10 protein-coding genes are annotated in these 13148 nt (G+C 33.4%); 5 read left to right on the top strand and 5 right to left on the bottom strand.

The window, feature by feature from the left end; all coding sequences use genetic code 11:
* Positions 1–464: 464 nt before the first annotated feature.
* From EIG86_RS12820 to EIG86_RS12805, 5 genes are all read left to right on the top strand, one after another.
* Entirely contained in the window at positions 465–1502 is a 1038-nt protein-coding gene (locus tag EIG86_RS12820) for a sugar transferase (protein ID WP_127846585.1), read from the top strand.
* A 513-nt stretch (positions 1503–2015) separates the two neighbouring features.
* Positions 2016–2165, top strand: coding sequence for a hypothetical protein (locus tag EIG86_RS14140; RefSeq protein ID WP_157983139.1), 150 nt, complete (start codon positions 2016–2018; stop codon positions 2163–2165).
* A 119-nt stretch (positions 2166–2284) separates the two neighbouring features.
* Positions 2285–3082 carry a polysaccharide biosynthesis/export family protein gene (locus EIG86_RS12815; RefSeq protein WP_127846584.1) on the top strand — a complete coding sequence of 266 codons (798 nt, stop codon included), beginning with the start codon at positions 2285–2287 and terminating at the stop codon, positions 3080–3082.
* The gene (locus EIG86_RS12810) at positions 3083–5476 is read left to right on the top strand and encodes a GumC family protein (protein WP_127846583.1); all 2394 of its coding nucleotides are present in this window, start codon (positions 3083–3085) and stop codon (positions 5474–5476) included.
* Positions 5477–6120: 644 nt separating this feature from the next.
* A complete protein-coding gene (locus EIG86_RS12805) occupies positions 6121–7113 on the top strand; it encodes an alpha/beta hydrolase family protein (protein ID WP_127846582.1) in 993 nt (330 codons plus the stop codon).
* 426 nt (positions 7114–7539) lie between these two features.
* On the opposite strand, the gene EIG86_RS12800 is transcribed toward EIG86_RS12805, so the two are convergent.
* The 5 genes from EIG86_RS12800 to EIG86_RS12780 all read right to left on the bottom strand — a co-directional run bounded on the left by EIG86_RS12800 (position 7540) and on the right by EIG86_RS12780 (position 13026).
* Positions 7540–8775 carry a DUF3999 family protein gene (locus EIG86_RS12800; protein ID WP_127846581.1) on the bottom strand — a complete coding sequence of 412 codons (1236 nt, stop codon included), beginning with the start codon at positions 8773–8775 and terminating at the stop codon, positions 7540–7542.
* Positions 8759–11134 (bottom strand): DUF2339 domain-containing protein, encoded by a 2376-nt coding sequence (locus tag EIG86_RS12795; protein WP_127846580.1) that lies wholly within the window; start codon positions 11132–11134, stop codon positions 8759–8761. The genes EIG86_RS12800 and EIG86_RS12795 overlap by 17 nt, the downstream gene beginning before the upstream one ends.
* Before the next feature lie 155 nt (positions 11135–11289).
* The gene (locus tag EIG86_RS12790) at positions 11290–11760 is read right to left on the bottom strand and encodes a hypothetical protein (RefSeq protein WP_127846579.1); all 471 of its coding nucleotides are present in this window, start codon (positions 11758–11760) and stop codon (positions 11290–11292) included.
* A 136-nt stretch (positions 11761–11896) separates the two neighbouring features.
* Positions 11897–12082 (bottom strand): hypothetical protein, encoded by a 186-nt coding sequence (locus EIG86_RS12785; protein WP_127846578.1) that lies wholly within the window; start codon positions 12080–12082, stop codon positions 11897–11899.
* A 128-nt stretch (positions 12083–12210) separates the two neighbouring features.
* Positions 12211–13026: an alpha/beta hydrolase gene (locus EIG86_RS12780; RefSeq protein WP_127846577.1), complete on the bottom strand. Its 816-nt coding sequence runs from the start codon at positions 13024–13026 to the stop codon at positions 12211–12213.
* Positions 13027–13148 lie beyond the last annotated feature (122 nt).

Below are 13148 nucleotides of genomic sequence, written 5' to 3'. Positions count from 1 at the left end.
TACTGATGCGGTCAGCAGCAGGAAAATAGTATCGAGAAGTGATTCCAACTTAGTTCTCGATACATTTATTACGTCCTTGCCGGTCGTATTAAACACTCGAACTGACAACTTATTATTTTAGATTTTTTTTCAGAATTTCCAGTATTTTAAAATTCGCCTAGCCCCGACGCTTCGGGGTTTGATTCTTTTTTTGGGCGATGCAAAAAAAGAATGTAGAAGCCTATTCATCAATGGAAATCGACTTTAGGAGGTACACAAACGCATATTCAGCAAAAGCGCAATAAAACAACAGATGTAAAGACTAGACCAGTTAATTTTAGCTATTCTTTTGGTTTTATATTAATTCTAAACATAATCTTAATCTTTTTCATCAAAACAAAAACCCAAAAAATAAATACTATATTATTTTATGTTTTGATATCTGTTAAGATAGTTTTAACTTTGAATAAAATTAATCTATTACAATGCCGAACCAAGCACAACTCATCCTAAATACTGTTGGACAAGTGGCTTATGACTTCATCACAAAACACGTGGTGTTGAATCCTAATACTGCGGTTTTGGCAACCAATACCATGTTCAATGTAGAAAGTTTAGAACCCGCTGACGAATTGATTAACCTGAAGCGGATCAATGACTTTAAAGATATTAATGCCTATTTCAGAGAAGTCAATAAAAAATTGCCTCACGGTGGGCTATTTGTCAATTACGTTGAAACTTATTCGGTTAGAAAACATCGTATTCTAAAAAAATTCCCTAAACCTTTCAACTGGATCTATTATTGCCTGGATGTCTTTTTGACACGAATCACCCCCAAACTGAAAATCACAAGCAAGTTGTATTATTATTTATCAGGCGGAAAGCGTCAGGTCTTGTCACGAACTGAAATCTTAGGTCGTTTGGTGTATTGTGGTTTTCAAATAATTGAAGAAGCGGAGATCAATAACCAAATGTATTTTGTTGCTAAAAAGGTAAGCGCCCCACAGTTTGTGGTTCATAATCCTAATTATGGATTTTTAATTAAGCTTCCGAGAATAGGTAAAGATGGTAAATTAATCAATGTTTATAAATTTAGAACCATGCATGCTTATTCTGAATATATTCAGGATTACGTTTATCAACAGAATAATCTGGCAAAAGGCGGGAAGCTGAACAATGATTTTAGGATTTCTACCTTAGGCTCGTTTTTTAGAAAATACTGGCTAGACGAGTTGCCAATGTTTATCAATCTTTGCAAAGGAGAAATGAAAATCATAGGTGTACGACCACTGAGTAAACACTATATGAGTTTGTATGACAGTGATTTAAAAAAACTCAGAACCCTTGCTAAACCAGGTCTATTACCACCTTTTTATGCTGACATGCCTGAAACCATAGAAGACATACAAGCCTCTGAAATTCGTTATCTAGAAGCCTATTTGAAATCTCCCTTAAAAACCGATGTGCGTTACTTTTTCAAAATTATACATACGATTGTCATTAAAGGCAAGCGCAGTGCGTAGCGAGGGGTTTTGAATTTTGAATTTTGAGTTTTGAGTTTTGAATTTTAAATTTTGAGTTTTGAATTTTGAATTTGTTTTGAAATGAAGCGCTTAGTGCTTGAAGCCAAAAGCCAAAAGCTAAAGTTGAGATTAGTGAGTGGTTTTTGATGAGAGGGAGATTTGAATTGATGGGGAGAGTGGGGGTTTTTTAATTTTGAATTTTTAATTTTGAATTTTTTTGCTTTTGAAATGAACGACTAAAGCTTAGAGCTTGAAGCCAAGAGTCAAGAGCCAGGAGCTAAAAGCTGAAGTTGAGATTAGTGAGTAGTTTTTGATGAGAGGGAGATTTGAATTGATAGGGAGAGTGGGGGATTTGAATTTTGAATTTTGAATTTGTTTTGAAATGAAGCGCTTAGAGCTTGAAGTCAAGAGCCAAGAGCTAAAAGCTGAAGTTGAGATTAGTGAGTGGTTTTTGATGAGAGGGAGATTTGAATTTTTAATTTTGAATTTGTTTTGAAATGAAGCGCCTAGAGCTTGAAGCCAAGAACCAGGAGCCAAGAACCAGGAACCAAGAGCCAAGAGCCAGGAACCAAGAGCCAAGAGCCAAGAACCAGGAGCCAAGAACCAGGAGCCAAGAGCCAAGAACCAAAAGCCAAGAGCCAAGAGCTAAAAGCCAAGAACTGAAGATCTCAGATTTTCAAAGAAATGTATATTATTAAAAAGTGTGGCTAAAAACTGCAATCTAGATAAACAATTTACAAAATATTACCTAGAAATATTATATTAGCAAAAAATTTGACCAAATGAAATTCCGAAACGGCTTCAAACGACTGTGTTTAATCATAATTGGCTCAGTGTTAATCACTTCTTGTGTGTCCCGTGAAAAAATCGCTTATTTCCAGAATATGCAGGAAATCGATTTAAAAACCAATGCTTCTATCAATAACTTAGAAATTAAACCCAATGACCTAATTACCATCACGGTCAATGCTTATGATTTGCAAGCAGCTCGTCCTTTTAATCTTCCTGTGGTTGGAATTAGAGCTGGCGATGGTTCAGAAGCTATTTTAAGAGCTAGCGGTCAGCCGCAATTGCAGCCTTATTTGGTGGATGGTGAAGGTTTCATCAATTTTCCAGTATTGGGCAGAATTAAGGTGCAAGGCTTTACCCGAATCGACTTAGCCGCAAACCTGCAGAACCGTTTAGACGAGTATGTAGACAATCCGATTGTCAATGTCAGAATTGTAAATTTCCAGGTGAGTGTGTTGGGAGAAGTGAATCGCCCAGGTACATTTACTGTTGGTGATGAATACTTAACCGTACCAAAGGCACTCGGTTTAGCAGGTGACATGACGATTTATGGTAAACGTGATAACGTTTTGGTGGTTCGTGAAGAAGACGGGTCAAAATCCTATGAATATTTAGACTTAACTCAAGCTGAGGTGGTCAATTCACCGTATTATTACCTGAAGCAAAACGATGTGGTTTATGTGGAGCCCAATCGTGCCCAAAGACAATCCTCAACCTACAACCGAAATGCTTCGATTTATATATCGATAGCCTCCGTATTAGTGTCATTAACCGTATTGATTGCCAGATAAATGAAGTCACAACCCCAAAAGCAACAGGCTCAGTTTTTTGAAGAAGATGATGTAAATTTAAGAGATGCTCTGGCAAGGTATCTTAAATATTGGCCCTGGTTTATCATCAGTGTTATAATATGTGTATTAATTGCTTTTTTCTATTTAAGGTATTCCACCCCTGTTTATCATTCTAAAGCTACGATCATCATAAAAGATGAAAAACGCGGTGGCGTAATGTCGGAGCTTTCCAGCTTTGAAGATATGGGCATATTGAGCGGTATGAGTACCAATAATCTGGATAATGAAGTCGGTATTCTGTGGTCTAGAAAATTGATCACCAATGTCGTCAATGCATTACAGTTGAATGTTCGTTATTTTATAGAAGGTGAATTAAAAGATGTAGAACTTTACAATAATACTCCGATTAAAACCAATATACTGGTCAAAAATGAAGAGATATTATCTAAGGGTCATGCTTATGAATTATACAAATCAAGTGGTAAAGATTTAAAAATATTTAATATTGAAACCGAAAAATCGGTTCAAGCCAATTACGGAGAACCTGTTGATCTGGACTTTGGAACATTAGTCTTCGAGCGACAAGAGGTAGATTCATTATATGATTTTACTGCAGAAAAGCCACTACGAGTTCATTTCAGTTCTGAAGCAGTAACTGCAGGTTCATATCGAGCAAAAATTATTGTGGAATTGACAAGTGAAAATTCTAGTTTTATAGAGCTTGGTCTGAATGATCCGATTAAGGAACGCGGCCGAGATATACTTGACCAGTTGATATTTGAATACAACAAGCAATCCATAGAAGATAAAAATATGGTTGCGATCAATACCGCGAAATTTATAGAAGGGCGACTCAATATCATCACCGAAGAATTGGATTCTGTGGAAACCGGCAAGGAAGACTTTAAAGAAGCCAATCAGTTGACTGATATTAAAGCGGAGTCCGAACTTTTTATTTCCAATGCTAGTGACTTCAATAAGGAGTTGCAAAAAGTCAATACACAATTGGCGCTCAGTGAAGCCATGATTGACTATGTCGTTTCAGAAAATGATACGGACTTGTTACCAGCCAATTTGGGCATCAAAGAAGAAGGCGTAAATTCTGTGATTGATGAATTTAATAAATTGGTCCTGGAGCGCAACCGGATCTTAAGAAATTCATCGGAGAAAAACCCGGTGGTCATTTCTCTGAATAGAGAAATCGACCAACTACGAGCCAATGTCTTACAAAGCTTGCGCCGAATGAAGCAAAATCTGGAAATTATGAAAGCTGATCTGGCAGAAGAAGCCTCGGCTTTAAAATCTAGAATTTCTTCCATTCCAAGTAAAGAAAAAGAATATAGAGGTATAGAACGCCAGCAAAATATTAAGGAAGCCTTATACTTGTTTTTACTTCAAAAACGCGAAGAAACCAGCTTGTCTTTAGCGGTTACGGCTCCCAAAGCCAAAATTGTGGATCGGGCGTTTACAAGTTATGAACCCGTATCCCCGAAGAAAAATATAATTTTACTGGTTGCCCTTGTTTTGGGAATCATCATTCCATTTATTATTATCTATTTGAAATATGTACTCGATAATAAAGTGAATGATCAGGATGATCTGGAAGATACGACTCATGATATCCCGTTGGCTGGAGAAATACCACGATTGGGGAGAAAGGACAATGAACTGATTCAAAAAAATGACCGTTCTGTATTGTCCGAAGCTTTTAGAATATTGCATACCAATATGCAGTATTTATTGGAAGCTAAAAGAAACAAAAATCTCGCCGATATGATTTTTGTGACTTCTACGATTAAAGGAGAAGGAAAGACATTTATCTCATTCAATCTGGCCTTGACTTTGGCCAATGCTGGAAAAAGGGTTTTGGTTATTGGTGCGGATTTAAGAAACCCACAGTTACAACGTTACGCTATAGAGACCAAAGACTATAAAGGTATAAGTGAATACCTTGTCGATCCAGATTTAGAGCTGGATGAATTGGTTAAGCCTTCTGGTTTACACGAGAGTCTTGACTTGTTGCCTTCTGGAATTATTGCACCAGATCCTGCCAGACTATGGCGAACCGATCGCGCAGAATTGCTTTTTAAAGAATTGAAAGCCAATACAACTTATGATTATATAATTGTTGATACAGCACCAGTGATGTTGGTTTCCGACACCTTCTTGATCAACAAACATTCGGACTTGACTTTATATGTAGTTCGGGCTGGTTTTACTGAAAAACAATTGATTGATTTTGTCAACGATTCAAAATCTGATGGCAAACTGAAAGATATTGGTTTTGTCCTTAATGATGTGAAAATCGCCAATTACGGCTATGGAAACAAATACGGCTATGGCTATGGTGTTGAAAAACAAAGTTTTTGGCAGCGATTTAAGCGTAGTTTATAATTACTTTTAAAAGCGAATAGCGAATAATGTTTTGATAAACAATTGAAAGTTTTCAAATTGAATAGTCCTAAATAATCGATTTAGGCTGTTAGATTATAAAGATTTAATTAATTCCTTTCATTGGTAACGATGAAAGGAATTTTTGATTTATAGGTTTTCATTTTTATTTCTGACTTGAATCCTGGAAACATCAGAAATTGCAACGGGAAAACTTAGAAAGTTTAAAATCATAATTGATATTGACCTTTCCTACAATAGTGTTAACCGTTTTGCTTAATATTAGTTTACTTTTTTCATGATCCTATCGGACAATAATGAGACTTTGGGATTAAAGTCATGGTGGCTCCATTGCTATTTTGACTTTATAATTACCATCGACATAAATAATTTCTTTTGATAGGTCTTTTTTCCTTGCATCCCTAACAGATAATCAATTCCAAACTTTTGAATCCTATCATTTTTTATAAAAGAAATTGAGTTGTGAAACAGGCATAAGGCTTATCACTCATTGCAGAGTTTGTGATAAAAGCCGAAATTTCAGGATTTCCTGGGATTAAAATTAATAATCGAAAAATAATTACTAATTTGTTCGTTAGGAATCGATATTGAAGAAGACTCTTAAGCTTAATTTCAAAATACCTGACTTGATTAAATATTCATTCATAATATTATTTTCACTTTATTCTGGCTTATTCTATGGTCAGGATAACTCTCCAATCGAAGACGTGAAAACCATTTTGAAATATAACCCTGATAGCGAATTCTTGGTGGTTTTGGTTCATGGGTCAGGGACACCAGATATAGAAAGTAAAGTGAGTTTCAGTCAATCTTTAGATTGTTATTATAAAAAGTACTTTAGAAAAGAATTCAAGCTGTTTGATGAGGTTTCAGACAATTTATACCAATTAGGCTACTCAACTTTGCAATATGATAAGCTGAATACGCGATCTACAACTGATAAATACTTTGATGTAACAGATAATATAAAAGACGTTCATGGTTTACTTCAAAAGCTTAAAAGTGATACCTTATTAAAGGACAAGAAGATAATTCTATTTGGCTTTTCTGAAGGTGTAACGGTCGCCATTAACCAATTAAATTATAGTTTAGATATCTCAGGAATAATTGCGTATGGAGGAGTATTCATGGATCCCATACAAATGAAAGCGGATGTGTTTTTTAACAAATATAAAATTTGTGACAACAACGAGAAAAGGGCTAAATCTTACAGGAATCAATTTCTTGATCAGATGGAAAGAATGGAGAAGCCTGCTGTTAATTCTGAAAAAAAACTAGTACTTGTAGATACTTTATATAATGAAGACAATACAAAGCTTATAGGTATAAATAATCAAACTTTTAGTGTTAATCTAGGGTATTTTAAAAACCTTAAAACTGAAGTTTCTAATTCCATGGCAAACTTATCCAATACAGACACACCTGTGCTTTTAATCCATGGAGGTTCGGATATAAAGGTACCAATAGAGAACCACCACAGGTTAAATGATAGGTACAAAAATAAAAAAAACATAAGCCTTAAAGTCTTGAAGGAGTCAGATCATTTTATGCGGAAGAACTTTAGTAGCGAAATAAATCAAAACCTATTTGAATTTATTGGCGAATGGGGAACAAAATAAGCTTAACATTTGTTATAATCTTTTATGGTTTTTACAGCTGATTGAAAAACTCTCACTTTTTGGTTATTGTAAAGAAAGAGTTCAAAATTCGATTTATATCCGCCACAGTTTATTGTCAAGACTATTACACAAGGTTTACCGAAAATCAGTTGAATCGTTAGAAACGCAATTTATAGACGGGAAAATAGAATTACATAAAAACCTAAATATTTTCGTTTACTAATTGAGTGACAAATATCAAATCAAATATATAATCGAAACGAAAAAACTTGAACTTAATTTCATTGCTGAGCCTAAATTTCTGACAAGCGAAAATGGTGGTTAGAAAGGCCAAGCTTATTCTGAATATTGATCAATCTTTAAGGCGACTGCTAATAAGAAAAACACAATCCCATTAAATGAGTAACTTATATTTTAAATATTCAATTATTTTTTCATTATCATTTTTATTGAAAACCAACCAAGCAGTAAAATAATGAGAGTCATAATTCCCCACAACCATATTTTATTTTTGAAAAGTGGTCCTTTCTTTGTAGATGAAGCTTTTTCAATGATTTGTTCTTTACCCAATTGTAATGCAGTTAAGCTTTCTGGAATATTGTCGGTAAAGTGGCTAATATCGTAAAATGGTTTCGTTGCTTGTTTGTTTCCGTAGGTCAAAAAATAAGTCGCCGGTGCTGTGAACCGAGCAAAAATTTGATGTAGAGGTCCTTTCACTTCAATAGAATCTATCTTTAAAGGTTGATTGTCGTGATTCTCTATGAATATTTTCAGTTTTTGTAGAGTCGTACTTTTAAACTTAAACTCGTTTTCTTCTAATGAATTTAATGTCCCTGAGGTTAATGTGCTATAATTGTATTTCCAAGCTTTTTCTGTTTTGATACTGTCAGACAGGTACTTTATGGTAATGGGGCGGTAATAATTAAAGGTGTCGGAAACTCCGATTTTAAAATAGTTGACACGAACGGGCAATTCTAATTCTACCTCAATTTCTGTCTGCTTGGTTTTTTTATTTTCTACAGTTTTGATTTCATTAATCATGTAATTTCTGAACTCGCCATCAATTACTTCTAGTTTTTTGAAACTTGCTGATTTCAATTCTGGTTTTTCTTTACTCTCAATATGAAGCCTGAAAAAACGGTAATTTGAATTTGGAAAAGTCAACTTAGTAAACTGAAAATCAGTCAGATTGTTTTTGATGGACAGGATGCGATAGTCCTCAACCACAGTAAACCATTCTTCTTGGTTTTGACTGCCTTCCAGCGAAATTTGCCAGTCGAAGTTTTCTTGTTCGAATTTCAATTTAATTTGGTTAATGGTGGCTTTGGTTGGAATTCCGAAAGTGAAAAAATGGCCGGTTTCGTTGTGAGATGTATTGAGTATTTCAAAGGCAACTTCCTTAATAGATTTTTTTTCGGTAGTGAGTTGCAGAAGGTAGGGCGTTTCAATGGTATCGTTATTTTCTGTAAACCCAAAAATTCTCAGGTCTGCGAGGTTTGGTTTTGTTTTACTAAAAATCTCATTTGGTAAAATAACCTTGTGCCATTGCTCATTGACTCCTTTTAGTTCGCGCTTGTACTCGTAATCTTCTATCTGTGCATGAGCCGAAGTCGCTAAAACTAATAGGAGCAGACAGTTTAAAATTTTAAGGCTGTGTTTCATCAGAAATAATATTCTTGTATTTGTTGTATAAAAATGAGATGATTAAAAGTAAAACACCTAAGGATACAAAAACAATGGTTTTCGCAATGGTATCTAAGTGTGAAATATCATAGAAAAATAGCTTAATGAGCGTTATTCCAAACAACGAGATAGCTCCGATTCTCAAATGCTTTTTCTTTTTCCAAATTCCCATTACAATCAGGAGTAGGGAATAAGCACCCCAGAGAATACTTAATCCGAGTTTATACGATTGCTTTGCTTCAACTATATCCATCCAGTTGATCAGTTCACTACTGGCAACCCATAAAATGGAGATGTATAACAAAAAGTCAAATGCCTTATTGAAATTTCGTTGTATAAAATTTTGTCTCAGAGATTTGTAGCAGGAAATAAACGCTAAGGCAACAAATACAAAAGAAATATATCTGAATCCGACATTAAAAATATTTCTTTGATAGTATTCCGATAAAGTCTGTTCCAAGTAGCTTTCTCTCAATTCACTCAAAACATAAAGTCCTTGGGTTAAAAACACAACAATGCTTATTGCAATTAAGCCAAGGTTTATCAATCCCAATTGCTGATTTTTTATTTTTTTGATGTTAGCAAAAGCTAATAAAGAAAGAAAAAGCAAAGAGTAATTGATGATCCACATGGTTTTGAATCTAATCAAGTCATAATTCAAATTATAATTAGAATAGTTTGCTTCTTCAGTATTTATGGCAATCTTAGAATCTGTGTAAAGTTGTTCCCAATAGGTGGCTATTTCTATTCGGAAGGCATAATAAAGTGTGAAAAGAAAAATAGCAGGAATAGAAAATGAAATAAGACTTGAGAGCCATTTTTGCGATTTTAGGAATGAAGGATAATTTTTGTTCAGATTCAGAAAATTAATGAATCCCAAAGCTGAAATAAAAATTATTGAAGTAAGAAAATTAATATTCAGTAGCGGTGTGATTTTCGTTTCAGGATTTTCGGGATTATAGGTGTCGTAAACCGTTGTCCAGTCGTGAATAATACTGATAAACGCCAAAAATAGCAGTGGATAAGCAAGTTTTTCATAAATGGCAATATTTTTGGTTCTGCCAATCCAAAATAGCAATGCTGTTTCTCCTATCCACAAAAGTGTTACCCAATTACCATCTAATTGCACAGGAATTGTTATAGTTATGAAAACCAATACCAAACCGACAATTAGATAAAACAGATTTTTGTCCGCCAATTTTTGCTTGTAAATTATAGCACTTACAATAAAATGAACGATAGCATTGCTCAAGGTAAACAGTCCTAAAAATTCCTCAGCTGTTTCATGACTAATAAGAATAGCATAGCCAATACCATAGAAAATAAAAGAATTTGCCAATATTAAAAGGATGTCTGCCTTTCCAAATTTTTCATTTTTGAGCAATTTGTAAGCGAGAAATGTCAGGTAAAATGTTACAAAAAACAGGAAAAGAAAAGTCAAGGCTAAACCAAAATGCTCATTGATTTGGTAATTTGAATTGTACCATATAAAGTAAATGAGCCATGTCAATCCAAAAGCCGAGTAATACAAAAGTTTCCAATACTTTTTAAATGAAATGATAAGAATTCCAACATTGATTATTGCCATATAACTGAATAGCACAGCAACACGACCTGAACCATCACTTAATAGAAACGGTACGGCATATGCACCTACCAGTCCAATATGTGCAATCACTTGCTTGTTGTAATTAATAGCTGCTAAAACAGTAAACGCAGTGAAAATTACCATTAGGGAAAAGGCAAAGGATTGAGGGATTAGGCTGTAAAAACTATAAGCAGAAAAGGTGATAAAATATAGAATTGCAATAGCTCCACTTACCAATACAGCACTATAATTGGTGTATTTTTTCTTTAGTTTAATCCCAAATGCCAAGAGTCCTATACCAGAAAGGTATCCCAAAATAATTCTTGTGAGTGGACTTATTAAATCGTTTTCAATAGAATACTTCGCTCCAATTGCTACACCAATTATGGTAATGGCAATTCCAATTTTGTTGATTAGGTTTTCACCAATAAACTTTTCAAGGTCAACTCTTATTTTTGCAGGCTGAGCAACTTTTGAATTAATATGGTCATCTTGTTTTTTTTCTGTCTGCCTTTGCTGGACTTGGTATTCTGGTTTTGTGTTCTCTTTTTTTATTTCGAAATTAATTGCAGTCTCCGCCTTTTCCTTTTTTATTTTTTGTCTTTCAGATGTATTTTCAGACTCTGAGGTTTTTAAGTTGTTGATTTCGCTCTGTAAAGTGCGTATTTCTTTTGAAAATTGGTCTTGTCTTCTCAGAAGGATTTCTAGCTTTTCGGATAACTGGTTTATTCGGTTTTGGTCGTTAGTCATTTAATTCAGTGTAAGACAAAAGTTCGTATATAGGATTTACAGTGGCTAAAAATATCTCATTTCTTTAGAAATTCTTTGTTTTTCTAAATGTACAAGGAATAATTTCAGTTCTAATTTCGTCATATAAATATGCATTTTTCTGGTAGTAAGTGTACTTAATCTATTTGCTCAATTTTTATACTTCCCTTCATCCCTATATTTACGCGTTTGTCGAAAGTAAAGTCAAAATGTTTGGCATCTCCCTTTTCACCATTTAGTTTTTCTTTTAATCTGCCATATTCTTTCCCGTTTTCATTAAAGATTTTAATGACAATTTCTTGGTCAAAGTTATCATTAAATATAACATAAGCGGTTAAGACGTTATCAGTAGCTGAGTCTGACGAATTTATTACGATCTCGCCAAGTTCAAGTCCTTTTGCTTTGAGTTGATCTGAAATTTTTACGTCATTTTCAAAGGTTTTTTTAACTCCTTTATAAATACCATTGCCAAATTCAGAACCTGTTTTTCCAACGATTTCCCCTGTTTTGTTTAAGGTTTTTTTGGTCTTATCCTTAGCCCAATCGCAAGATGAAATTGCCAATATCAAAACTAAAAATGTTGTAAATGTTAATATTACTTTTTTCATTTTGTAAATATATTTGATTGGTAAAAATATTAATAATTGATTAGAAAACATATTTTAGTGTATTAATTCAAATCCCAAGCAAGAGTATTCTGAATTTAAAAAAAACGGACATACTTTAAATAAACGGATTTCTTCCTTATAATGGAATTGAAACTGAAAATTTACTTAATAGTAGCGAAACATCTATGTTTTCGTCAGAGAGTTCCTCAAAACTGAATACTTCTGTTTCAAATCCATTATTTTTGGCAGAGTCACATTCTGTTTGGTAAAAAGGTTCGACTTCTTTTTTGTCATTTACGCTATCGCAAAAGAGTATTTTCATTGGTTTGTTCAAATGGTTTACAACGTTGGCAGTAGTTATTTTTTATATGTAAAGAGTAATCCATCATAAATAGCTCTTGGTAAAATTGAATGATGATTAGCTGCTTCATAGGCTTTTAGACCATAATTTTAATTATTTTTATCAAGACTTTCTATAATAGTATTCAATTTTTCATTTGATTCGGTTGTTCTTTTAATTTCTGATTTTCCATAGCTTAAAAATAGCTGATGAAATTCTGACGATTTTTTAAATTCGTCAAACAATTCTTTTTTTAGAATCTCATTTTCATTCCAATTATGAGATCCAGAAATTAAGATATAATCATCTATAAGGTTCGATTTTTTTTGTATTAAGTATGTGCCAAAAAGTGCACCAAGTGAATGTCCTAAAAGACCTTTTCTTTTATTTAAATTAGAATATTCTTTTTCTATAAAAGGAAATAATTTCCCTGATAGGAATTCAATAAAATTATCTGCTCCACCAGTCGTTTCAGAGCTTTTTAGAACTGCATTTTCTCCAGATCCTGATTTTAATATTAGCTTATTACCTTTTGAAATTAAAGTTTTAAATTTCTTACTTAATTTATATTTGGTAGGTGTGAAATCCATGACTCTTTGTTTATTAAAGTCAAATTCGTTTCCTTCAATCGAAATTCCTATTAAAACAATATCTTCTACGTATTCACATCTATTCAAAACATTATACGAACCTGTCACAAGATCTGATATAAACCACGCATCTAGATAATAGAGAACATTATAACTTCTTTTGTTATCATAATTAGGTGGGAAAGTAATTTTGATTAGGTAATCTTGATTTTCAGATGAAATTTCGTGAGATTCAATTATGTTACTTTCTCTTATTTCTTGACCTAGGACGGGAATATTTGTCAAAATAGTTAAAACTACTGTTAAGTAAAAAGCGGATATTTTTTTCTTATTCATAGTTTTAATTCAGCAATTTTTTTAAATGTGGTGTTTTTATTAAAAGTCAAAAAGTAAACTGTAAGCTTCCCCTAAAACCGAACTGTTCAAAAGTATAATATAATTTTTAAATTTGAACAGAT

Origin of the sequence: Psychroflexus aestuariivivens, assembly GCF_004010055.1 — a bacterium.
Classification (GTDB): domain Bacteria; phylum Bacteroidota; class Bacteroidia; order Flavobacteriales; family Flavobacteriaceae; genus Psychroflexus; species Psychroflexus aestuariivivens.
Note: the sequence above shows the minus strand (reverse complement) of the source record. Positions and strands in the feature narration are given on the sequence as shown.

Bases quoted from the DNA above. Each gene is read 5' to 3' on its own strand.
- EIG86_RS12810 (WP_127846583.1), top strand. From the start codon at position 3,083: ATGAAGTCACAACCCCAAAAGCAACAGGCTCAGTTTTTTGAAGAAGAT.
- EIG86_RS12795 (WP_127846580.1), bottom strand. From the start codon at position 11,134: ATGACTAACGACCAAAACCGAATAAACCAGTTATCCGAAAAGCTAGAA.
- EIG86_RS12815 (WP_127846584.1), top strand. From the start codon at position 2,285: ATGAAATTCCGAAACGGCTTCAAACGACTGTGTTTAATCATAATTGGC.
- EIG86_RS12800 (WP_127846581.1), bottom strand. From the start codon at position 8,775: ATGAAACACAGCCTTAAAATTTTAAACTGTCTGCTCCTATTAGTTTTA.
- EIG86_RS12785 (WP_127846578.1), bottom strand. From the start codon at position 12,082: ATGAAAATACTCTTTTGCGATAGCGTAAATGACAAAAAAGAAGTCGAA.
- EIG86_RS12790 (WP_127846579.1), bottom strand. From the start codon at position 11,760: ATGAAAAAAGTAATATTAACATTTACAACATTTTTAGTTTTGATATTG.
- EIG86_RS12780 (WP_127846577.1), bottom strand. From the start codon at position 13,026: ATGAATAAGAAAAAAATATCCGCTTTTTACTTAACAGTAGTTTTAACT.
- EIG86_RS12820 (WP_127846585.1), top strand. From the start codon at position 465: ATGCCGAACCAAGCACAACTCATCCTAAATACTGTTGGACAAGTGGCT.